Below are 22,492 nucleotides of genomic sequence, written 5' to 3'. Positions count from 1 at the left end.
GTAGCATGCTAACTCGACAAGGAGCTCATTCATGCAACGTCGCAACGCCCTGGCGGCCGTCGCGCTCATCGCCGCGTCCGCGGCCGCCTTCGCGCAGGCCCCCTACCCCAGCAAGCCCATCACCATGGTCGTGCCGTTCCCGCCGGGCGGCCTGGCCGACATCGTCGCGCGTCCGGTGGCCGAAGCCATGTCGCGCGACCTCGGCCAGCCGGTCGTCATCGACAACAAGGGCGGCGCGGGCGGCGGCATCGGCATGGGCCAGGTGGCAAAAGCCGCGCCCGACGGCTACACCATCGTGATGGCGCTGGCTTCGTACAGCGTGCTGCCGGAAGCGGACACCCTCCTCGGCCGCTCGCCGATGTACAGCTACCAGGCGCTGCGGCCCATCGCCCGCTTCACGGCCGACCCCACGGTGCTGGCCGTGCGCGCCGACGCGCCTTGGAAGACGGTGAAGGACTTCGTCGAGGACGCGAAGAAGCGGCCCGACGCCATCACCTACGGCTCTTCGGGCAACTACGGCACCATGCACGTGCCGATGGAGATCCTGGCGCAGACCGCGGGCATCAAGCTCAGGCACGTGCCGTACACGGGCGCCGGGCCCGCCGTCGTCGCGCTGCTCGGCGGCCAGATCGACGCGGTGTCGTCCGGTCCCGCCACGGTGCTGCAGCACGTGAAGGCCGGCAAGCTGCGCGTGCTGGGCCACTGGGGCAACGGCAAGCTGGAATCGATGCCCGACGCGCCTTCACTGAAGGAAGCGGGCTACAACGCCGAGTACGCGCAGTGGTCCGGCCTGTTCATTCCCGCCGGCGTGCCCGAGCCCATCGCGCAGCGCCTGCGCGCCGCGGCGCGGGCGGCGGCCAACGACCAGAAGGTGCGCGACGTCATCGCCAATGCGGGCAGCCCCGTGCTGTACCAGGACACGCCGGACTTCGAGAAGTACGTGCAGGCCGACGTGAAGCGCATGACCGAGGTGGTGCGCAAGATCGGCAAGGTCGAGTAAGCCTCGCCACGCCGAAGGAGACGCCATGCTGTTGCCGAAGTTGTCTCGCAGGTTCATCGCCGCCGCGGCCGTGTCGATGCTGGCCCTTCCTGCGCTCGCGCAGCAGGCCGCCTCGCCCGCGGCGGGCCAAGCCTGGCCCACAAAGCCGGTGAAGGTCATCGTGCCGTACGCGGCGGGCGGTCCGGCCGACGTCTACGCGCGCTTCCTCGCGCAACGTCTGGGCGACCAACTGGGCCAGCCCTTCGTCGTCGACAACCGCACCGGCGCGGGCGCGGTCATCGGAACCGACGCGGCGGCCAAGTCGCCGGCCGACGGCTACACGCTGCTGGTGATGTCGAACACGCACACCGTCAACGAGACGCTGGTGCCCAACAAGCCGTACAACCTGATGCGCGACTTCGCGCCAGTCGCGCCCATCAACTCTTCCGACCTGCTGCTGGTGGCGCACCCTTCACTGGGCGTGGCCACCGTGCAGCAGCTGGTCAAGCTGGCGAAAGAGAAGCCGGGCAAGCTGAACTACGCCTCCTCCGGCACCGGCACGCCGTACCACATGGCCGGCGAGCTGTTCAAGGCGATGTCGGGCACCAGCATCGTCCACGTGCCATACAAGGGCAGTTCCGCCGCGCGCACCGACGTCATCGGCGGCCAGGTCGACCTGATGTTCGACGCCGTCACCACCATGGCCGAGCACGCGAAGTCCGGCAAGGTGAAGGCCATCGCGACGACAGGCAAGAAGCGCTCGGCGGTGCTGCCCGACGTGCCCACCGTCGACGAGTCGGGCGTGCCCGGCTACGAAGCCACCATCTGGCTGGGCGTGCTGGCGCCCAAGGGCACGCCCGCGGCCATCGTCACGAAGCTCAACGAAGCCATCACGAAGATCGTCAGCGCACCCGACGTGCAGAAGGCCTGGGAACAGCAAGGCGCGGTGCCGATGACGATGACGCCCGCGCAGTTCGAGAAGTACATGCAGGACGACATCGCCAAGTGGGCCAAGGTGATCCAGTCCGCGAACATCAAGGCCGACTGATGACGCAGGTGCAGATTCTCAGCGGCGGCGCCGCGCAGGGATTGGTGAAGGCGCTGGAACCGCAATTGGCCGCGCGCGGCCTCTCGGTGGGCGGCACCTTCGGCGCGGTGGGCGCCATGCGCGACAAGCTGCTCGCGGGCGAGCCGTGCGACCTGGTCGTGCTGACGGAAGCGCTGATCCGCGAACTGCAGCAGCAGGGCCATGCGCGGCCCGGCAGCGAACGTCCGCTGGGGCGCGTGCGCACCGGCATCGCGGTGAAGACGGGCGATGCGTTGCCGCGCGTCGATGACGAGGCTTCGCTGAAAGCGACGCTGGAAGGCGCGAAGGCGATCTACTTCCCCGATCCCGAGAAGGCCACTGCGGGCATCCACTTCATGAAGGTGCTGCGCACGCTGGGGCTGGACGGCCAGCTGAAGGACCGCCTGCGCGCCTTCCCCAACGGCGCCACCGCGATGCGCGCGATGGCGGAATCGGGCGAACCCGGCTCGGTCGGTTGCACCCAGGTGACCGAGATCCTCTACACCGCCGGCGTGCAGCTGGTGGGCAACCTGCCCAAGGCATTCGAGCTGGCGACGGTGTACACCGCTGCCGTGGCGACGACATCCGCGGCGTCGGAAGCCGCCGCGGAAGTGGCGACGCTGCTCGCTTCGGCCGAAGCCGCGGAACTGCGTCAAGCGGGCGGGTTCGACCCGCTTTGATGGCGTCACTCCCGCGAAGGCGGGAATCCATGGCTTGCGCATTGGAAGCGCCATCGGAAGCCATGGGTCCCCGCCTCCGCGGGGACGACGGTCAGGCCAGCAGCGCGTTCACGCGCTTCACGTAAGCCGCCGGGTCTTCCGGCAGGCCGCCTTCGGCCAGCACTGCCTGGTCGAACAGGATCTGCGCCAGGTCGTGGAAGTGCACCGACCCGTCCAGCTTTTTCACCAGCGCGTGCTCGGGGTTCACCTCCAGCACCGGCTTGGCTTCGGGCACCTTCTGGCCGGCCTGCTTCAGCATGCGCGCCAGCTGCAGGCTCATGCCGCCGTCGCCCACGACCAGGCAAGCCGGTGAGTCCACCAGGCGCGAAGTGACGCGCACGTCCTCGGCCTTGTCCTTCAGCGCTTCCTTCAGCTTCGCCAGCACGGGCTTGAAGGCTTCGGCCGCTTCCTCGGCCTTCTTCTTTTCCTCGTCGTCCTGCAGCTTGCCCAGGTCCACCGCGCCCTTGGCCACCGACTGCAGCGGCGTGCCGTCGAAGTCCTGCAGGTAGTTCAGCGACCACTCGTCCACGCGGTCCGCCATCAGCAGCACCTCGAGGCCCTTCTTGCGGAACACCTCCAGCTGCGGGCTGTTCTTCGCGGCGGCCAGCGTGTCGGCGGTGATGTAGTAGATGGCCTCCTGGCCTTCCTTCATCCGCGCCTTGTAGTCGGCCAGCGACACCGTGGGCGCGTCCGATTGCGTGGACGAGAAGCGCAGCAGCTTCGCGATGCGCTCGCGGTTGCCGAAATCCTCACCCAGGCCTTCCTTCAGCACGGCGCCAAACTCGGCCCAGAACTTCGCGTACTTGCCCTTGTCCTCTTCCGAAGCGGACTCGTCCTTCTCCAGCTTCGCCAGTTCCTCCAGCATGCCCAGCACGCGCTTGGTGGAGCCTTCGCGGATGGACCGCACGTCGCGGCTTTCCTGCAGCAGTTCGCGGCTGACGTTCAGCGGCAGGTCGGCCGAGTCGATCACGCCCTTGACGAAGCGCAGGTACAGCGGCATCAGCGCCTGGGCCTCGTCCATGATGAACACGCGCTTGACGTACAGCTTCACGCCGGCCGGCTTGTCGCGGTTCCACAGGTCGAAAGGCGCGTGCGCCGGGATGTACAGCAACTGCGTGTACTCGGTGGCGCCTTCCACGCGGTTGTGGCTCCACGCCAGCGGGTCTTCGTGGTCGTGCGTGATCTGCTGGTAGAACGACTTGTACTGTTCTTCGGTGACGTCCTTCCTGGCCCGGGTCCACAGCGCGCTGGCCTGGTTGACGGTCTCCCATTCATCGGTGAGTTCCATCTTCCCGGGCTGGTTGTCCTGGCCTTCCTTCCATTCTTCCTTGCGCATCAGGATGGGCAGCGAGATGTGGTCGGAGTACTTGCCGATGACCGACTTGATCTTCCAGGTGGACAGGTACTCGGCAGCCGCTTCGGGCTTCAGGTGCAGGATGACGCTGGTGCCGCGCTTCTCGCGCGTGATCTCCTCGACTTCGAAGTCGCCGCTGCCGGTACTGGACCAGCGCACGCCGGCCTCGGGCTTGGCGCCCGCGCGGCGCGATTCCACCGAGATGCGGTCGGCCACGATGAAGCCGGAGTAGAAGCCCACGCCGAACTGGCCGATCAGCTGCGCGTCGGCCTTCTGGTCGCCGGACAGCTTGCCCATGAACTCGCGCGTGCCGCTCTTGGCGATGGTGCCCAGGTTGTCGATGGCTTCCTGCCGCGACAGTCCGATGCCGTTGTCGGTGATGGTGAGCGTCTTCGCCTCGGTGTCGAAGTCCACCCGGATCTCCAGGTTGGGCTGGTCTTCGTACAGCGAGTTGTCCGCCAGCGCCTCGAAGCGCAGCTTGTCGCAGGCATCGGAGGCGTTGGACACCAGCTCGCGCAGGAAGATCTCCTGGTTGGAATAGAGCGAGTGGGTGACCAGGTGCAGCAGCTGCGCCACCTCGGCCTGGAAGGAATGTTTTTGCTTGTCCTGGCTCATGGTTCTCTCGAAAACGGGATGCGAAAAGCGTGAGGAGTCTGGGGGCGGGGACGGCATTTTCAAGCCTCGGCCGCTCGTTTCCGCGCCGCGGAAGCTCATCCGCACCACAAGGAGCCCTTCGCCCGCGTGAAATATGTGGCGTCATCCGTCAGGCGGTCGCAGTACACGCGGGGAACCGTCTCTGCGATTTGTTACAGTCCGCCCCGTCCGAACCGCTGAGCCCCATGTTCATCGAGCTGCCGCCCCTGCCCACCCCGCTGGTCGACACCGCCGCCGGCACCGACCTGCCGCTGGAGTTCCAGCACACGCTGACGCTCGAGCGCGGCGCCCGCAGCGAGACCAGGGGCCGCATGCGCCCGCTGGGCCGTACCAGCCGCGACCCGGGCGAGCGCCACAGCGTCTCGGCGGCGTCGTTCGAGTTCATCTACACCCGCCCGGCCTGAAAACGGCCACCCCATGAAAAACGGCGCCCTGAGGCGCCGTTTTTCATGGGCGGGTGGCTCGCTCAGCTGGCTTCGCCGGCACGGATCTGGCCCAGGCGCACGGCCTGCGCGGCTTCGTCCCGCACGGCGTGGGTGTTGCGGGCGGCATGGGCCCACTGCGCCGGCACCGAGAGGTCCGCTTCACCGAAGCGCTCGTTGCGCGCGGCCTGCACGGCTTCGGCCTTCACTTCCGCGCGCGAACGCTGCTGGTTCTGGACTTGCGGGCTGCTCAGGAACTGGTCGGCTTCACCGGCACGGGCCATGCCCGAGAAGGCGGCGGCGACGGAAGCGACGGCGAGGAGAGTCTTGGCGTTCATGGTGAGTTCCTTTCAGGGTCGGGTTGGGTCTGCGTTCCGGAGGACGCGAGCGGGAGGTCTTGTCTGCTCGCTGCGCCGTCCGTGATTCCAATGTAGGCCCCGACTCTTGGCTGGCCGTGAGGACTCCCTTAGCTGGGAATTAGGGTGGCGCTCAGGCCACCGCCGGGGACAGCGGCCGCGCAGGCGCATGGCCGGCCGTCGCGGCGGCGGGCTCGATGCGCGCGATGAGGCCGCTGCGGTCGTCGCGGTTGCGCAGCACCACGCGCAGGCCGCATCGCTGCGCCGCCGACTGCGCGATGGACAGCCCCAGGCCGCTGCCGCGCGGCCCGGTGCCGGGCACGCGGAAGAAGCGGTCGAACACGCGGCCGAGCTGGTCCTGCGGGATGCCCGGCCCGGTGTCCACCACCTCGATCACGGGACCGCGCGGCGTGGCCGCCAGCCGCACGTCGACCACGCCGCCTTGCGGCGTGTAGCGCAGCGCGTTCTCGATCAGGTTGTCCAGCAGGCTGCGCAGGTCGCCGGCGGCGCAGCGCAGCAGGGGCGCGGGCAGCGGCGCGCCGTCCGAGACGAAGCCCAGGTCGATGCCCTGCTGGTCCGCCAGCGCGATCAGGCCGTCGATGCTCTGGTGCACCTGCGCCTGCAGGTCCACCATGACCGGCGCTTCCTGCGCGGCCCGGGTGTCGTTGCGCAAGAGCTTGAGCAGCTGGTCCACCAGGCGCTGCGCGCGGCTGACGCCGGCCTGCAGCTGGCTGAAGCTGTCCAGGCACGCGCCGGGCGGCAGGTCGCGACGCACGTTCTCCAGCTGCAGCGCCACGGCGGTGATGGGCGTGCGCAGCTCGTGCGCCGCGTCCTGCACGAACCGGCGCTTGGTTTCGAAGGCGTCACGCAGCCGTGCCAGCAGGTCGTTGAACGATTCCACCAGCGGCGCCACCTCGGCCGGCACGCGCGTCATGGGCAGCTCGTGGATGTCGTTGACGTCCTGCTCCGCGGCGGCGCGGCCGATGTTGTGCACCTCGCGCGAAAGCTTGGCGGCCACGCCCCACAGGATCAGGATGGCCAGCGGCAGCAGGATCATCACCGGCGCCAGCGCGGCGCCCGCGCGCTCCACCGCCAGCTGGCGGCGGAACTCGCCGCTCTGCACGATCTGCACGCGGTTGCCCGTGCCCTTCGCGGGCGGCGTGGTGTACGCGCGCCAGGGGCTGCCGTCCACCATGAAGTCCTGGAAGCCGGGCGACCTGCCCAGCGGCACGTCCACGCCGGCGAGCGACGCGCGCTCGAGCCGGCCTTCGGGCGTCCACACCTGCGCGATGTAGCTGCCCCACTTGTGCACCCGCTCGGTGGTGACCGGAGGCAGCGCCACGCGCTCGTCCTGCATGACGATGGAGTCGCCCAGCTGCATCATCTGCTCGTCCAGGAACTCGCCGACCATGCGGTTGTAGCTCCAGTACGAGAACGCGGCCGATGCGGCGCCGACGATCAGGAACAGCGGCACCAGCCACAGCAGCAGTGCCCGCCGCAGCGAGCACATGGGACCCGAGGAGAGGATGTGCATCACGCGGCTCCTTTCGCGGTGGCGGGCGCGGCGGCGATGCGCCAGCCCAGCCCGCGGACGTTGCGGATGACGTCCGGCCCCAGCTTGCGGCGCATGCCGTGGATCAGGACGTCGACCGCGTTGCTGCTGACTTCCTCGCCCCAACCGTAGATGCGGTCTTCCAACTGGTCGCGCGAGAGGATGGCGCCGGGCCTTTCCAGCAGCGCGTGCAGCAGCGAGAACTCGCGCGCCGACAGCTGCGACCTTTCGCCCTGCACCAGCACCTCGCGCGTGGTGAGGTCCAGCTGCACGGCGTCGATGCCGATGATGGAATGGGCCGCGCCGTCGCGGCGGCGGATGACCGCGCGCATGCGCGCCAGCAGCTCGCGGAATTCGTAGGGCTTGACGATGTAGTCGTCGGCGCCGATGTCCAGCCCGTTGATGCGATCGTCCAGGCCATCGCGCGCGGTGAGCACCAGCACCGGCGTGCGGTCGCCGGAGGCGCGCGCGCGGCGCAACACCTCGGTGCCGTCGCGGCGCGGCAGGCCCAGGTCCAGCAGCACGCAGGCGTAGCCGCCGTCGGCCATGGCGCTCTGCGCCAGTTCACCTTCCTTGACCCAGTCGACCGACATGCCGTTGGCCTCGAGCGCCCGGTGCAGGCTTTGCCCGATCATCTCGTCGTCCTCGACCAGCAGCACTCGCATCGCTTTCCCTTTCGAACTTCAGCGCAGGCGCCGGCCCGCGTTCCAGCGGGCGGTGAGACAGGCCATGCGCAATTGCCACGCCACCGCGGCGGCCACGCCCGCGGCCGCCAGCAGGCCCAGCAGCAGGCCGGCGGTCAGGGAGATCCCGAGCATCGACAGCGCACCCGCCAGGGCCGCGATCAGCGTGGCGGCAAACAGCAGGGGCGCGAGGGTGAACGTTGCCATGGTGGTGTGGACGTGGGAGTGGTGATGGCAGTCTAGGAACGAAGAGTTAGCCTGCCATTAGCCGCCCCATTCCAAGCCGCACTTCGCGCCGGGCTCCAGTAGAACTCAAACGTTCTGCGTTTGCAGCGTTGAGCCACGGCCGATACATTCATTCGCCTTTTGGGGCGCCATGTGGGCTGCCCCAGCCTCCAACGGGAACGCATCATGAACGGACTGTTTCGCTGTCTCGCGCTCATCGCGGGCGTCGCCATCGCGCTGGGTGGCGGGGCCGCGCGGGCGGCGTCATCGACCTCCACCTTCCAGGTGGCGATCACCCTCACCCCCAAGTGCTTCGTCAACATCGACACCACGGGGCCGGCCAGCCAGGCCACCACGAACATCGCGCTGGCCTATTCCGCTTTCCAGGCAACGCCGGCGCAGGGGTCCACCAGCTTCAACGTCCGCTGCTCGAACACGCTGCCCTACAGCATCGCGATCGCGCCGGACACCTCCAGCGCCGCGGGCATCACCTACTTCCTGAAAGTGGTGGCCGGCACCACCGCCTCCTATTCCGGCACCACCGGCGGCGGCACGCTGCCGGGACTGACAGGCAGCGGCGCCGACCAGCCCTACACCGTCGGCGCCCAGGCGGCGGGCGGGCAAGCCGGCACCTGCGCCACCACCGCGGGCTGCGCGGCCAGCTCGGCCAACCACACCGTCACCGTCACGTACTGAAGCGGGATGGCGCAGTCGCCGGGGCCCGCGTGCATGCTCCGGCCGCTGCTCCTTGCTTGCGCCATCGGCGCCTGCCCATGGGCCACGGCGGGCAACGCGCAAGCCCTCCTCTCCGTGCAGGTTCGCCTCGTCCCGGCCGGGGGATGTTCCGGCGGTACGCGGTCCGAAGGAACGACCGCCGTCCTGGAGATGGCGTGCGAGCCCGGCGGCCCGGTCAGCGTCACGCCGTCGCCGCGAGCCGATTTCCGCTACTACGTGCACGCCCGTCCCTCCCGGACCGACCCGCCCGCCGCCACGCACCAGGAAGCGCCGGCCATCGTGGCCACGGTGGCGGCCGTGCGGCGCGATGCCGGTGCCGGCACGCGCGAGTCTTTCGAGCTTCTCATCAGCTACTGACGCTGAAGCAACCGCCGCGACGCCGGTAATGGACAAGCGACCCACGATGAAGCATCCGATCTCCCGGCCCCGCGCAGCCGCGCGCCTTGGCCGGCTCCCTTTCGCGGCTCTCCTGTTCGCCGCGGCCGCCGTCCACGCGGGCAGCTTCTCCGTCGTGCCGGTGCGCATCTACATGAGCCCGAACGATCGCGCCGTGGCGATCACGATCACGAACGAGGGCGACACCGAGGTCGCGTTGCAGGCCGACCTGTACACCTGGTCGCAAAAGCCCGACGGCAGCGACGACCTGGTGCTGACCGAAGACCTGCTGGTGGCGCCGCCCATCCTGCGGCTCGGCCCCGGCGCGCGCCAGGTCGTGCGGCTGGCCCGCCTGGCGCCGGCCGACATGGCGCGCCAATCGGCCTACCGCATGATCGTGCGCGAAGTGCCCGAGGTCACGCTGCCGAAGGCCGAGAAGGACATCCTGCTGCAGCTGCCGGTCTCGCTCGCGATGTCGATGCCCGTCTTCGTCACGCCGCCGGCCGCCCGGCGGGACGTGCAGTGCCGCATCGCGCGGCTGGACGCCCGCAGCTTCAACGCGCTGTGCCAGAACGCCGGCAATGCCTATGCGCAGGTTCGCGCCATCCTGCTGCTGCGCGGCCAGGACGAGCTGGCCCGCTTCGAAGGCGGCACCTACCTGCTGCCCGGCGCGCGGCACAGCCTGAGCATCAAGGCCGACCGCCCGATCGCCGCGGGCCCGGCGGTGGCGCGCCTGTTCTTCGACGATGGCCAGAGCGTCGACCAGGCGCTGCAGCTGCCATGACATGGGACACCGCGGCGGTGCCGGCCTGGCCTTCGCCCGCGCATGCGCCGCGGCAGCGCTTCTTGCCTTCGGCGGCGCCACGCCGGCGCAGCCGGTGAAGGATCGCCCCGCGCCGGACGTCCGGCTGCAGCCGATGGAAGTGCGCCTCAATGGCCGGTCACTCGGCACGTGGCCGCTGCTGTCGCGCAACGGCGCGCTGCACGTGCGCGTCGCCGACCTTCCCGCCTGGGGCGTCCGTCCCAGGCAGAACGCGCTGTTGCGCGAGGAAAGCGGCCAGCTGTGGTACCCGCTCGCCGCCATCGAAGGCGCCGAATTGCGCCTGCTCTCCTCCGAGAACCGGGTCGACCTGCTCGTGCCGCCGCCCTCCCTGCTGCCCGCCGGGACACCGCCGCTTCCGGGCGACCTCGCGCCGATGCCGGCCACCGCACGCAACGAAGCAGGGACGCGGCTGCTGCCGCTGGAAGTGATCGTCAACGGCAGCCGCTCGGGCAATTGGCTCCTGCTGGAGCGCGACGGCGCGCTGCACGCACCGGAGGAAGCCTTCACCGAGTGGCGGCTCGCCCGGCCGGCGCAAGCGCCCGTCGAGTTCCGCGGGCAGCGCTGGCACCCGCTGTCTTCCGTCGCGGGATTCGAGCCGGTGCTGGACCCGGTGTCGCAGGTGCTTCAACTGCAGTTTTCGCCCGCGGCTTTCGCCGCCACCCGCCTTTCGCCCGAAGCGGCGCCGCGGCCGCCCGTCACGCCGGCGATCCCGGCCGCGTTCCTCAACTACGACGTCGACTTCACGGCGCAATCGCAGCGCGGCGCCGCCGCCACGCGCGACTTCGGCGCCCTGCTGGAAGCGGGCTTGTCGGGATCCGCGGGCGTGCTGACCTCGAGTTTCCTGGTGACCGGGCATCCCGGCGCCGCCGCGGACGGCGCGGGTCGCTGGCGGCGGCTGGAAACCGCGTTCACGCGCGACCTCCCGGACAGCGGCACCACCGTGCGGCTGGGCGACAGCGCCACGCGCGCGGGCGTGGCCGGGCGCGCGGTGTACTTCGGCGGCATCCAGGCCGGCCGCAATTCCGCGCTGGCGCCCGGCGTGGTCACGCAGCCGCTGGCCGCCCTGAGCGGCGTGTCGGTGGCACCCAGCACGGTGGAGCTCTACGTCAACGACACGCTGCGGCAGACCGCGAAGGTGCCGGCCGGCCCCTTCACCATCGAGAACCCGGGCGCGCTCACCGGCAGCGGCCAGGCCCGCGTCGTGGTGCGCGACCTGCTCGGCCGCGAGACCGTGGTGGTGCAGGACTTCTTCACCCACGACTCGCTGCTCGGCGCGGGGCTCAGCGACTGGAGCGTGGAAGCGGGTGCGGTGCGGCGCAACCTGGCGCAGCGCGACGCCGACTACGGCCAGGCCTTCGCGTCGGGCCTGTACCGCCGCGGCATTTCGGACTCGCGGACGGCCGAGGCGAAGGCCGAGCTGGGCAGCCGGACGCAGGCACTGACACTGGCGCTGTCCACCGCGCTCTCGGCACAGTCCCTCGCGCAGGTCGCCGTCTCGCGCAGCCACGACCGCGGCGCGGGAGGCGGCTGGCTGGCCATGGCGGGCATCGAGAACCGTCACCTGCGGCACGGCTTCAGCGTGCGGCTGGACGGCGCCACGCCGGGCTACCGACAGCTGGGCTTTTCCGACTCGCTGGCCTTCCCGCGCCTGGCCGCCGTGGTCGCGTACGACTACACGCATCCCGTGCTGGGCACGCTGGGTTTCACCGCCGCGAAGGTCGTCAACGGCGCTGCCGGCGCGCTCCACTCCATCTCGATCAGCGACACGGTCCGCGTGGGCAGCGACGCCGCGCTGGTGCTGTCGCTCAACCGGGTGGGCGGCAGCACTTCCGCCATCTCGGCGAGCCTGTCGCTGGTGGTTCCCCTGGGCCGATGGACATCCAGCACCAGCGCCAGCCGGCGCGACGGACGCACCGAAGGCTACACCGCCGCGTCCCTTCCCCTGGCGCAGGAAACGGGGCTGGGGAGCCGCGTGCTGGCGGGCAGCCGCGCCGGCCGTGGCTACAGCGAAGGCGGGCTCTACTACCAGGGCGGCAAGGGCTACGCGAGCGCCGACCTTTCCGTCTCGGGCGACGCCCAGGCGCTGCGCCTGGGCGGCAGCGGCGGCGTGGCCTTCGCCGACGGGCACGCGTTCCTCGCGCGCCGCATCGAGGACAGCTTCGCCGTCGTCTCGGTGCCGGGCTACGCGGACGTGGGCATCGGCTTCCAGGGCGGCACGCTCACGCGCACCGACGCGCAAGGCACGGCCATCCTGCCCCGGCTGCGCCCCTATGAGAGCAACAGCATCCGCATTGACGCGCGCGAGCTGCCGATCAACGCCGAGCTCGACGACCTCGAGCAGGTCGCGGTGCCGCCCGCGCGCAGCGCGGTGAAAGTGGTCTTCCCGGTCCGCAGCGGGCGCGGAGCGCTGATCCGGCTGGTGCTGGACGACGGCGGGCCCGCCCCGGCGGGCGCGCAGGTGGAAGTGCTGGGGGACCGCAAGGAATTCTTCGTCGCGCGCCGCGGGGAAGCTTTCGTCACCGGGCTGCAGGACCACGGCCGCATCCGCCTGCTGCACCGCGGCCAGGAGTGCACCGTGGACGTCGACCTGCCCCCGCCGAGCGCGGACGAGATTCCGCGCGTGGGTCCGTTGACATGCGCCGGGGTGCGGCGATGAGGCGCTGGCCGCACGCCGTCCGCGCCGCCGCGCTGCTGGCGCTGGCATTGATTTTCGGCGGCGGGGCACGGGCGGCCGGCACCTGCACCATCACGGGCGTCGTGCTCGCGGGGCAGACGTACACCAATGCGGCGCTCAACGCGACGGGCACCGTCAACTACAGGTGCACGCGCACGTCCAACGCGGTCGACGGCAACCGCATCACCTTCAACGTGACGGCGGGCCCGGGCGTCAACTACCTGGCAGGCAGCCGCCGCGTGGCGAACGGCGGGAACGCGATGGCGTACTCGCTCATCACCGGCGTCGCGGCCTGGGGCGACGGGGTTACCACGGGCCTGGGCAACGCGAACGTGGTGACGGTCAACTTCACCACCAACAGCGCGAGTGGAAGCTTCACCTTCACCTTCCAGATGGCCGCCGCGTTGAACCCGCTCACCGGCCGCACGTACACCGACTCGGCAGCGGTCGGCGGCACCTGCACGACCGCCAAGGCGACGCCGTGCAGCGTCACGCCGGGCACCCTCGCGGCCTCGGTCACGGCCGCCACCACCTGCAGCATCGTCAGCCCGCCCGCCAGCGTGGCGCTGGCTTATGCCGCCTTCCAGGCCGCCGCCGCGCAAGCCAACCGCCCGTTCACCGTCAACTGCAGCAACGGCGGCCCCTACCGCATGTCGGTCAGTCCCGTCGCCGGCACCGCGGCGGGCATCGCGTATGGGTTGAAGCTGGGAACGGCCGCCAACGGCGCCACCGACATCAGCAGCACCACGGCCTACAACCTGGCGGGCACCGGCGCCGCCGTCACCTACTACGTCAATGCCACCGCGGCCGCCGGGCAGGCCGGCACCTGCGCGCTGGCTTCGTGCACGCAGTCCGGGCCCAGCCACACGCTGTTGCTGGAGTACTGATCTAGAAGCGCTCGTCCGGCCCCAGGTAGCGCCACGTTCCCAGCGGCAGTTGCCCCAGCGTCATGCCGCCGATGCGCACGCGCTTCAGGCCCACGACCTTCAGTCCCACCAGCTCGCACATGCGGCGGATCTGGCGCTTGCGGCCTTCCTTCAGGACGAAGCGCAGCTGCTCGGGGTTCTGCCAGTCCACGCGAGCCGGTTTCAGCGTGCGGCCATCCAGCGACAGGCCATGCCGCAGCCGCGCCAACTGCGCGGGCGGAAAAGACGCCTGCACGTCGCGTTCGACCGCGCCGAAAGCCACGCGCACCAGGTACTCCTTTTCCACTTCGGAGTCTTCGCCGATCAGCTGCCGCGCGACGCGGCCGTCCTGCGTGAGCACGAGCAGTCCGGTGGAGTCGATGTCCAGTCGGCCCGCCGGCGCCAGCCCGCGCAGCATCGCGGGCGAGAAGCGCTGCTTCACGCGGTCGCCGTTCCAGTGCGAGCGCTCCTGCACCAACGTGACGGCGGGCTGGTAGCCGTCTTCCGCCTGCCCGCTGACGTAGCCGATGGGCTTGTGCAGCAGGATGGTGACCTGCCGCTGCTGCTGGCCCTGTGCGCGCCGGTCCACTTCGATGCGCGCGCCGGGCGCCACCTGCTGACCCATCGCCGCCACCTGGCCGTCCACGCGCACCCAGCCGCGCGCGATCCAGTCGTCGGCTTCGCGGCGCGAGCACAGGCCCAGCTCGGCCATGCGCTTGTTCAGGCGGGTGGTCGCGGCCTCGCCGCCCACGCCGGCGGTCAAGCCGCCACCTCCACGGGCGCGGCGCCGCTGGAACGCAGCGCCTCCAGGTCCAGGATGCGCAGGCCGCCGTACTCGACGCGGATGGCGTCCTGCGCCTGCAGTTCCGCCAGCGCCTCGTTCACGCGCTGGCGCGACAGGCCGACGAGGTAGGCCAGCTCCTGCTGCGTGATGCGCAGCACCTCGCCCACGCCGGGATAGAGCACCGGGTTGAAGAGCGCGGCCAGGCTGCGCGCCACGCGCACGTCGGGACTGTTGAGCCGGTCGATCTCGCGCGCGGCGATGAACTGCGCGAGCCGCTCGTTGAGCTGGTTCATGACGAAACGGTTGAAGCCGATGGAGTGGTCCAGCAGCCAGTGGAAGGTGTCCACCGGCAGCCCCGCCACCACGCTGTTGCGCAGCGGCTGGATGTTGTAGCGGTAGCTCTCGCGCTTGAGCGCCGTGCCTTCGCCGAACCAGCCGCCGGGCGGCACGCCGGTGAAGGTGAGCGTGCGGCCCTGCGCGCTGTCGGTGCTCATCTTCAGCAGGCCTTCGATGACACCGAACCAGTAGGTGACGGGGCGGCCGACGCGGCAGACGAAGTCGCCCGGCTTCGCGTCGCCCACCGTGATGTGGCTGGCGGCGCGCTCGTACTCGGCGGGCTGCAGCAGTTGCAGCCACGGGATGCCCGCGAGCTCGGCCTCCGTCGGCCGGCGGCGGCGCTGGTGCAGCGGAAGGTCGGCGGCCTGCATGCGGGTTAGTCCGAGGAAGGGAAACCCGGGGATTGTCGTCGCAAAGACAACCTGACGTCAAAGTGACCCCTACGATGCCCTCCATTCAGACGGCCGATGGCCGAGGACCCGGATGGACACGACGTTCCCGCGACTGTTGCTGCAGCATGCCGAGCGCCGCCCGCAAGCGGCGGCCATGCGCGAGAAGGAATACGGCATCTGGCAGACCTTCACCTGGGCGCAGATGGCGCAACTGGTGGAGCAAGTCGCCTGTGGTCTGCACGAAGCCGGCCTGCGCCGCGGCGAGCACGTCGTCGTGGTGGGCGCCAACCGCCCGCGCCTGTACGCGGCGATGCTCGCCGCGCAATCGCTGGGCGCCATCCCCGTGCCGCTGTACCAGGACGCCGTCGCGGCCGAATGCGTGTTCCCCATCACGAACGCGGAAGTGCGCTTCGCGATCGTGGAAGACCAGGAGCAGGTGGACAAGCTGCTGGAGATTCGCACGCAATGCCCGCAGCTCACGCGCATCTGGTTCGACGACCCGCGCGGCCTGCGCAACTACGCCGAGCCGGGCCTCGCTTCGCTCGCGAGCCTGGCCGAAGCCGGCGCGGCGCTGTCGCAGCGCGAACCGGGCCTGTTCCGCGCGCAGGTGGACCGCGCGTCGCCCGACGACGTGGCCGCGATGTTCTTCACCAGCGGCACCACCGGCAACCCGAAAGGCGTGGTGCACACGCACCGCACGCTGCTGGACCGCGCGCGCGCCGGCGCCGACTTCGACCGCCTCACCGAAAACGAGGAAGTGCTGGCCTACCTGCCGCCCGCGTGGGTCGGCCAGAACATCTTCAGCTATGCGCAGTGGCTGGCCTGCGGCTTCGTCGTCAACTGCCCCGAGTCGGGCGGCACGGTGATGATCGACCTGAAGGAGATCGGGCCCACCTACTACTTCGCGCCGCCGCGCGTGTTCGAGGGCCTGCTCACCAGCGTGATGATCCGCATGGAAGACGCCGGCGCCGTGAAGCGCGGCATGTTCCACCGCTTCATGGCGCTGGCCCGCCGCGTGGGTCCCGCGCTGCGCGACGGCCAGCCGGTGGGCTTCGCCGACCGGCTGCTGTACCGCCTGGGCGACCTGCTGGTGTATGGCCCGCTGCGCAACAACCTGGGCTTCTCGCGCGTGCGCGTGGCCTACACCGCGGGCGAGGCCATCGGGCCGGACCTGTTCACCTTCTACCGCTCCATCGGCATCAACCTCAAGCAGCTGTACGGCTCCACCGAGACGGCGGTGTTCGTGTGCATGCAGCCGGACCACCAGGTCAAGGCCGACACGGTGGGCGTGCCTTGCAACGGCGTGGAACTCCAGGTGGCCGGCGACGGCGAGATCCTGGTGCGCTCGCCCGGCCTGCTGAAGGCGTACTACAAGAACCCGCAGGCCACGGCCGAAGTGCTGACGCAGGACGGCTGGTACCGCACCAGCGACGCCGGCTTCATCGACGCGCAGGGGCACCTGAAGATCATCGACCGCGTGAAGGACGTGGGCCGCATCAAGGGCGGCGCCAACGACGGCGCGATGTTCGCGCCCAAGTACGTGGAGAACAAGCTGAAGTTCTTCCCGCACATCAAGGAGGCGGTGGCCTACGGCGACGGCCGCGACCGCGTGTGCGTGATGGTCAACATCGACTTCGACGCCGTGGGCAACTGGGCCGAGCGGCGCAACCTGCCCTACGCCGGCTACACCGACCTGGCGCAGAAGCCCGAGGTGTACGAACTCGTTCGCGACTGCGTGGAGAAGGTCAACGCCGACCTCGCGGCCGACGACAAGCTGGCCGGCTCGCAGATCAGCCGGTTCCTGGTGCTGCACAAGGAACTGGACGCCGACGACGGCGAGCTCACGCGCACCAACAAGGTCCGCCGCGGCTACATCGCGGAGAAGTACCAGGTGCTGGTGGACGCGCTGTACGGCGGCAGGACCGAGCAGTACGTGGAGACGCAGGTGAAATTCGAGGACGGCCGCACCGGCAAGGTGGCGGCCACGCTGAAGATCGTGGACGCGAAGACGTTCCCGCCGGTGAAGGCGGCCGCATGAACACGATGACCGACGCCGCCCTCCTCGAACAGCAAGAGCAGGCCGCGGCCCCGCGCGCCACGGCGCGCCGCTTCGGCGACGTGATCCTCGACGTGAAGAACATCTCGCTGTCGTTCGGCGGCGTGAAGGCGCTGACCGACATCTCGTTCGACGTCCGCGAGCACGAGATCCGCGCCATCATCGGCCCCAACGGCGCCGGCAAGAGCTCGATGCTCAATTGCATCAACGGCGTGTACCAGCCGCAGCAGGGCTCCATCGCCTTGCGCGGCAAGACCTTCCGCCACATGAAGAGCCGCCAGGTGGCGGAGATGGGCATCGCCCGCACCTTCCAGAACCTGGCCCTGTTCAAGGGCATGAGCGTGCTGGACAACATCATGACCGGCCGCAACCTGCGCATCAAAAGCAACCTGCTGCTGCAGGCGCTGCGCATCGGACCGGCCGAGAAGGAAGAGATCCGCCATCGCGAATACGTGGAGCGGATCATCGACTTCCTGGAGATCCAGCCGTTCCGCAAGACGCCGGTAGGCCAGCTGCCCTACGGCCTGCAGAAGCGCGTGGACCTGGGCCGGGCCCTCGCGATGGAACCCCAGGTGCTGCTGCTGGACGAGCCCATGGCCGGCATGAACGTGGAAGAGAAGCAGGACATGTGCCGCTTCATCCTGGACGTGAACGACGAGTTCGGCACCACCGTGGTCCTGATCGAGCACGACATGGGCGTGGTGATGGACATCAGCGACCGCGTGGTGGTGCTGGACTACGGCCGCAAGATCGGCGACGGCACGCCCGACGAAGTGCGCGGCAACCCGGAAGTGATCAAGGCCTACCTGGGCACCGCGCATTGAGGAATGACAAATGACGAATGACGCCCACTCCGTTCGCATGACCTCGCTGCGCCTCGATGACGCCGCGCGCCATTCATTCGTCATTTGTCATTGAACCGCGCAGCGGCAAGGTCATTCGCCATGGGATTCTTCCTCGAGACACTGTTCGGCGGCCTGATGGTGGGCATGCTGTATTCGCTGGTGGCGCTGGGCTTCGTGCTCATCTTCAAGGCCTCCGGCGTCTTCAACTTCGCGCAGGGCGCGATGGTGCTGTTCGCCGCGCTGGCGATGGCGCGCTTCTCCGAATGGATCCCAGCGTGGACCGGCGTGCAGAGCAAGCTGGTGGCCAACGTCGCGGCCTTCCTCATCGCGGGCGCCATCATGTTCGTGGTCGCCTGGGTGGTGGAAAGGCTGGTGCTGCGCCACCTGGTCAACCAGGAAGGCGCCACGCTGCTGATGGCCACGCTGGGCATCGCCTACTTCCTGGAAGGCATGGGGCAGACGCTGTTCGGCAACAGCATCTACAAGATCGACGTCGGCATGCCCAAGGACCCGGTGATGGCTTTCGAGTCCACCTTCCAGGGCGGCATCCTGATCAACCAGGAAGACCTGATCGCTGCGCTGATCGCCGCGGCGCTGGTCGCGCTGCTCAGCCTGTTCTTCCAGAAGACCTCCACCGGCCGCGCGCTGCGTGCCGTGGCAGACGACCACCAGGCCGCGCAATCCATCGGCATCCCGCTGGGGCGCATCTGGGTCATCGTGTGGTGCGTCGCCGGCGTCGTCGCGCTGGTGGCCGGGATGATCTGGGGCAGCAAGCTGGGCGTGCAGTTCTCGCTGTCCACCGTGGCCCTGCGCGCGCTGCCGGTGGTGATCCTGGGCGGCCTGACGTCGGTGCCGGGCGCCATCATCGGCGGCCTGATCATCGGCGTGGGCGAGAAGCTCTCCGAGGTGTACATCGGCCCGCACGTGGGCGGCGGCATCGAGATCTGGTTCGCCTACGTCCTCGCCCTCCTCTTCCTTCTCGTGCGGCCGCAGGGGCTGTTCGGCGAGAAGATCATCGACCGGGTTTGATGACGAATGACGAACGACTTCGCCTTCGGCTTCGATGACCCCAACCATTTGTCATTTGTCATGACGCGGCGCAGCCGCGAGGTCATTCGTCATGCTGTATAGAGAAAACGGCCAGTTCAAGACCTCCTACCGCGCCGACCAGCAGATCTTCCCGATCCTGCAGGACCGCTGGTTCATGGTGGCGCTGCTGCTTGCGGCCTTCGTCGTCGTGCCCATGGTCGCCAGCGACTACTGGTTCCGCGCCATCCTGATCCCGTTCCTGATCATGGCGCTGGCCGCGCTGGGCGTGAACATCCTGGTGGGCTACTGCGGGCAGATCTCGCTGGGCTCGGGCGCGTTCATGGCCGTCGGCGCGTACGGCGCCTACAACTTCTTCGTGCGCATCGCCGACATGCCGGTGGTGCCCGCCATCCTGCTGGGCGGGCTGTGCGCCACGGTGTTCGGCATCCTCTTCGGCCTGCCCAGCCTGCGCGTCAAGGGCCTGTACCTGGCCGTCGCCACGCTGGCCGCGCAGTTCTTCGCCGACTGGATGTTCCTGCGGGTGAAGTGGTTCACCAACGATTCGTCGTCCGGCTCCGTCGGCGTGGCGCAGCTGCAGGTGTTCGGCCTGCCGATCGAAAGCGCGCAGAGCAAGTACTGGTTCTGCCTGGCCTTCCTCACCGTCATCGGCTTGCTGGCCAAGAACCTGGTGCGCAGCGCCATCGGCCGCGAGTGGATGGCCATCCGCGACATGGACGTGGCCGCGGCGGTCATCGGCATCCGCCCGATGTACGCCAAGCTCAGCGCCTTCGCGGTCAGCTCGTTCATCGTCGGCGTGGCCGGCGCGCTGTGGGGCTTCGTCTACCTGGGCACCTGGGAGCCGGCGGCGTTCTCGGTGGACCTGTCGTTCCGCCTGCTCTTCATGGTGATCATCGGTGGCCTGGGTTCGGTGATGGGCGCGTTCTTCGGCGCCGCGTTCATCGTGCTGCTGCCCATCTTCCTGAACCAGTTCCTGCCCGGGCTCGTCGCCATGTTCGGCGCATCCATCAACACCGCGGGCCTGTCGCACGCCGAGCTGATGATCTTCGGCGCGCTGATCGTCTGGTTCCTGATCGTCGAGCCGCACGGGCTGGCGCGCCTGTGGTCCACCGGCAAGCAGAAGCTGCGCCTGTGGCCCTTCCCCCATTGAGGGCGAACCCCTAGCGGCAAGTCCCGATGCGTCCTGATTCCCGATCCGCTGTCATGTGGTTCCCGCACGTTTCACTACACACAAGGAGACATCCATGAAGTTTCGTTCCCTCGCCCTGGCCTGCCTGGTGGCCGGGACCGCGCTCGGCGCCACCGGCACGGCTTTCGCCCAGGCCAAGGAACAGTTCTTCCCGCTGCTGTCGTACCGCACGGGACCGTACGCGCCCAACGGCACGCCGTGGGCCAACGGCAAGCAGGACTACCTGAAGATGATCAACGCCCGCGACGGCGGCATCAACGGCGTCAAGCTGACCTGGGAGGAATGCGAAACCGGCTACGCCACCGACCGCGGCGTGGAGTGCTACGAGCGCCTGAAGGGTCGCCCGGGCGTCACGCTGTTCGACCCGCAGGCCACCGGCATCACCTTCGCGCTGACCGACAAGGTGGTCAACGACAAGATCCCGCTGCTGACCCTGGGCTATGGCCTGTCGGTGGCGCAGGACGGCCTGGCCTTCCCCTGGAACTTCCCGCTGATGGGCAGCTACTGGACCGGCGCCGACGTGCTGATCCAGCACATCATGAAGAAGGAGAACGGCAACCTCAAGGGCAAGAAGATCGCCCTCGTCTACCACGACTCGCCGTTCGGCAAGGAACCGATCCCACTGCTGCAGGAACGCGCCCGCATGAACGGCTTCGAGCTGTCGCTGATCCCCGTGACGGCGCCCGGCGTGGAGCAGAAGGCCGCCTGGCTGCAGGTGCGCCAGCAGCGTCCCGACTACGTGCTGCTGTGGGGCTGGGGCGTGATGAACTCCACCGCGCTGAAGGAAGCGCAGGCCACCGGCTACCCGCGCGACAAGATGTACGGCGTGTGGTGGGCCGGCGCGGAGCCGGACGTCAAGGACGTCGGCGAAGGCGCCAAGGGCTACAACGCGCTGAACCTGAACAGCTCGGGCACGCAGCCCAAGGTGATCCAGGACATCCTGAAGTACGTGCACGACAAGGGCCAGGGCACGGGACCGAAGGACGAAGTGGGCCAGGTGCTCTACACCCGCGGCGTGATCATCCAGGCGCTGAGCATCGAAGCCGTGCGCCGCGCGCAGGAGCGCTTCGGCAAGGGCAAGGTCATGACGCCCGAGCAGGTGCGCTGGGGCCTGGAGAACCTGAACCTGGACCAGAAGCGCCTGGACCAGCTGGGCCTGGCCGGCGTGATGCGCCCGCTGTCCACCAGCTGCAGCGACCACATGGGGTCCACCTGGGTGCGCGTGCAGACCTGGGACGGCAGCAAGTGGAACTTCAGCAGCGACTGGTACCAGGCCGACGAGCAGATCATCAAGCCGATGGTCAAGGCCGGCGCCGAGAAGTACCTGGCCGAAAAGAAGCTGACGGCTCGTACCGCCGCCCAATGCCAGTCCTGACCTGACCGGCCTTCCTCCCTCCCCACTGGGGGAGGGTTGGGGTGGGGGCACTCCCCGCGCGTGCCTCCACCCCAGCCTTCCTGCCGCCCATCACCGATGAACACTTCCAACTCGAACGCCCCCGGAAGCCCGCCGATCGTCTTGAACGTCAACGGCATCGAGGTCATCTACAACCACGTGATCCTGGTGCTCAAGGGCGTGTCGCTGCAGGTGCCCGAAGGCGGCATCGTGGCGCTGCTGGGCGGCAACGGCGCGGGCAAGACCACCACGCTGCGCGCGGTGTCCAACCTGCTCAAGGGCGAGCGCGGCGAAGTCACCAAGGGCTCCATCGAACTGCGCGGCGAGCGCATCGAGAACCTCTCGCCCGCGGAGCTGGTGCGCCGCGGCGTCGTGCAGGTGATGGAAGGCCGGCACTGCTTCGCGCACCTGACCATCGAGGAGAACCTGCTCACCGGCGCGTACACGCGCGCCAGCAAGTCCGAGGTCGCGGCCGGCCTGGAGAAGGTCTACGCCTACTTCCCGCGCCTGAAGACGCGGCGCGGTTCACAGGCGGCCTACACCTCGGGCGGCGAACAGCAGATGTGCGCCATCGGCCGCGCGCTGATGGCCAACCCCAGCATGGTGCTGCTGGACGAGCCTTCGATGGGCCTGGCGCCGCAGATCGTGGAAGAGGTGTTCGAGATCGTGAAGGACCTCAACGCCAAGGAACGCGTGACGTTCCTGCTCGCGGAGCAGAACACCAACATGGCGCTGAAGTACGCCAACTACGGCTACATCATGGAAAGCGGCCGCATCGTGATGGACGGTCCGGCGGCCGAACTGGCCAACAACGAGGACGTCAAGGAGTTCTACCTCGGCATGGGCGGTGCCGAGCGCAAGAGCTTCCGCGACGTCAAGAGCTACAAGCGCCGCAAGCGCTGGCTGGCCTGAGGCGCGAGGAGGGACG

The 22,492-nt window shown here is 69.2% G+C and carries 22 protein-coding genes; 15 read left to right on the top strand and 7 right to left on the bottom strand.

The features are described from left to right. Positions 1 to 31: 31 nt before the first annotated feature. Genes EZ216_RS07990 through EZ216_RS07980 form a run of 3 tightly spaced genes read left to right on the top strand, consistent with a single transcriptional unit; the run spans position 32 to position 2,725 of the window. Entirely contained in the window at positions 32 to 1,000 is a 969-nt protein-coding gene (locus tag EZ216_RS07990) for a tripartite tricarboxylate transporter substrate binding protein (protein ID WP_135249226.1), read from the top strand. A gap of 25 nt (positions 1,001 to 1,025) precedes the next feature. Then, positions 1,026 to 2,027 (top strand): tripartite tricarboxylate transporter substrate binding protein, encoded by a 1,002-nt coding sequence (locus tag EZ216_RS07985; protein WP_239024314.1) that lies wholly within the window; start codon positions 1,026 to 1,028, stop codon positions 2,025 to 2,027. Next, complete coding sequence (locus tag EZ216_RS07980; RefSeq protein WP_135249225.1) at positions 2,027 to 2,725, top strand: molybdate ABC transporter substrate-binding protein; 699 nt, start codon at positions 2,027 to 2,029, stop codon at positions 2,723 to 2,725. The genes EZ216_RS07985 and EZ216_RS07980 overlap by 1 nt, the downstream gene beginning before the upstream one ends. A gap of 91 nt (positions 2,726 to 2,816) precedes the next feature. Here the strand turns inward: EZ216_RS07980 and htpG are convergent, their stop codons facing one another. Beyond that, positions 2,817 to 4,733 carry a molecular chaperone HtpG gene (gene htpG, locus EZ216_RS07975; protein ID WP_135249224.1) on the bottom strand — a complete coding sequence of 639 codons (1,917 nt, stop codon included), beginning with the start codon at positions 4,731 to 4,733 and terminating at the stop codon, positions 2,817 to 2,819. Positions 4,734 to 4,957: 224 nt separating this feature from the next. On the opposite strand from htpG, the gene EZ216_RS07970 reads away from it, so the two are divergent. Then, entirely contained in the window at positions 4,958 to 5,176 is a 219-nt protein-coding gene (locus tag EZ216_RS07970; RefSeq protein ID WP_135249223.1) for a hypothetical protein, read from the top strand. Between the two features lie 62 nt (positions 5,177 to 5,238). Here the strand turns inward: EZ216_RS07970 and EZ216_RS07965 are convergent, their stop codons facing one another. The 4 genes from EZ216_RS07965 to EZ216_RS07950 form a co-directional block, all read right to left on the bottom strand. Continuing rightward, on the bottom strand, positions 5,239 to 5,532 hold the full coding sequence (locus EZ216_RS07965; RefSeq protein WP_135249222.1) for a DUF4148 domain-containing protein: 294 nt from the start codon (positions 5,530 to 5,532) through the stop codon (positions 5,239 to 5,241). Between the two features lie 151 nt (positions 5,533 to 5,683). Next, a complete protein-coding gene (locus tag EZ216_RS07960; RefSeq protein ID WP_135249221.1) occupies positions 5,684 to 7,084 on the bottom strand; it encodes an ATP-binding protein in 1,401 nt (466 codons plus the stop codon). Beyond that, entirely contained in the window at positions 7,084 to 7,767 is a 684-nt protein-coding gene (locus tag EZ216_RS07955) for a response regulator transcription factor (RefSeq protein ID WP_135249220.1), read from the bottom strand. Before EZ216_RS07955 ends, EZ216_RS07960 begins: the two co-directional genes overlap by 1 nt. A gap of 18 nt (positions 7,768 to 7,785) precedes the next feature. Then, the gene (locus tag EZ216_RS07950; RefSeq protein ID WP_135249219.1) at positions 7,786 to 7,992 is read right to left on the bottom strand and encodes a hypothetical protein; all 207 of its coding nucleotides are present in this window, start codon (positions 7,990 to 7,992) and stop codon (positions 7,786 to 7,788) included. Positions 7,993 to 8,196: 204 nt separating this feature from the next. Here EZ216_RS07950 and EZ216_RS07945 point away from each other — a divergent pair, with 204 nt between their 5' ends. The 5 genes from EZ216_RS07945 (at position 8,197) to EZ216_RS07925 (ending at position 13,504) form a co-directional block, all read left to right on the top strand. Then, entirely contained in the window at positions 8,197 to 8,706 is a 510-nt protein-coding gene (locus tag EZ216_RS07945; protein WP_135249218.1) for a spore coat protein U domain-containing protein, read from the top strand. 189 nt (positions 8,707 to 8,895) lie between these two features. Continuing rightward, positions 8,896 to 9,102, top strand: coding sequence for a hypothetical protein (locus EZ216_RS07940; RefSeq protein WP_135249217.1), 207 nt, complete (start codon positions 8,896 to 8,898; stop codon positions 9,100 to 9,102). A 46-nt stretch (positions 9,103 to 9,148) separates the two neighbouring features. Continuing rightward, entirely contained in the window at positions 9,149 to 9,904 is a 756-nt protein-coding gene (locus tag EZ216_RS07935) for a fimbrial biogenesis chaperone (protein WP_135249216.1), read from the top strand. A 1-nt stretch (position 9,905) separates the two neighbouring features. Continuing rightward, on the top strand, positions 9,906 to 12,599 hold the full coding sequence (locus EZ216_RS07930; protein WP_167772855.1) for a fimbria/pilus outer membrane usher protein: 2,694 nt from the start codon (positions 9,906 to 9,908) through the stop codon (positions 12,597 to 12,599). Next, on the top strand, positions 12,596 to 13,504 hold the full coding sequence (locus EZ216_RS07925) for a spore coat protein U domain-containing protein (RefSeq protein ID WP_135249214.1): 909 nt from the start codon (positions 12,596 to 12,598) through the stop codon (positions 13,502 to 13,504). Before EZ216_RS07930 ends, EZ216_RS07925 begins: the two co-directional genes overlap by 4 nt. Position 13,505: 1 nt before the next feature. On the opposite strand, the gene EZ216_RS07920 is transcribed toward EZ216_RS07925, so the two are convergent. Both EZ216_RS07920 and EZ216_RS07915 read right to left on the bottom strand, forming a co-directional pair. Further along, on the bottom strand, positions 13,506 to 14,285 hold the full coding sequence (locus EZ216_RS07920; RefSeq protein WP_275405141.1) for a pseudouridine synthase: 780 nt from the start codon (positions 14,283 to 14,285) through the stop codon (positions 13,506 to 13,508). Next, on the bottom strand, positions 14,282 to 15,013 hold the full coding sequence (locus EZ216_RS07915; protein ID WP_135249213.1) for a Crp/Fnr family transcriptional regulator: 732 nt from the start codon (positions 15,011 to 15,013) through the stop codon (positions 14,282 to 14,284). The genes EZ216_RS07920 and EZ216_RS07915 overlap by 4 nt, the downstream gene beginning before the upstream one ends. A 112-nt stretch (positions 15,014 to 15,125) precedes the next feature. Between EZ216_RS07915 and EZ216_RS07910 the strand changes: the two genes are divergently transcribed. The 6 genes from EZ216_RS07910 (at position 15,126) to EZ216_RS07885 (ending at position 22,476) form a co-directional block, all read left to right on the top strand. Further along, positions 15,126 to 17,072, top strand: a complete 1,947-nt coding sequence (locus EZ216_RS07910) for an AMP-dependent synthetase/ligase (protein WP_135249212.1) — start codon at positions 15,126 to 15,128, stop codon at positions 17,070 to 17,072. 5 nt (positions 17,073 to 17,077) lie between these two features. Continuing rightward, the gene (locus EZ216_RS07905) at positions 17,078 to 17,914 is read left to right on the top strand and encodes an ABC transporter ATP-binding protein (protein WP_135249770.1); all 837 of its coding nucleotides are present in this window, start codon (positions 17,078 to 17,080) and stop codon (positions 17,912 to 17,914) included. Positions 17,915 to 18,034: 120 nt separating this feature from the next. Then, entirely contained in the window at positions 18,035 to 18,964 is a 930-nt protein-coding gene (locus tag EZ216_RS07900; RefSeq protein WP_135249211.1) for a branched-chain amino acid ABC transporter permease, read from the top strand. A 91-nt stretch (positions 18,965 to 19,055) separates the two neighbouring features. Beyond that, entirely contained in the window at positions 19,056 to 20,132 is a 1,077-nt protein-coding gene (locus tag EZ216_RS07895) for a branched-chain amino acid ABC transporter permease (RefSeq protein ID WP_135249210.1), read from the top strand. A gap of 94 nt (positions 20,133 to 20,226) precedes the next feature. Beyond that, entirely contained in the window at positions 20,227 to 21,546 is a 1,320-nt protein-coding gene (locus tag EZ216_RS07890) for an ABC transporter substrate-binding protein (protein WP_135249209.1), read from the top strand. 96 nt (positions 21,547 to 21,642) lie between these two features. After that, entirely contained in the window at positions 21,643 to 22,476 is an 834-nt protein-coding gene (locus EZ216_RS07885) for an ABC transporter ATP-binding protein (RefSeq protein WP_135249208.1), read from the top strand. The last annotated feature ends 16 nt before the right edge of the window (positions 22,477 to 22,492 follow it).

Source organism: Ramlibacter humi (assembly GCF_004681975.1).
GTDB lineage: Bacteria > Pseudomonadota > Gammaproteobacteria > Burkholderiales > Burkholderiaceae_C > Ramlibacter > Ramlibacter humi.
This window is presented reverse-complemented; position numbering and strand designations above follow the sequence as displayed.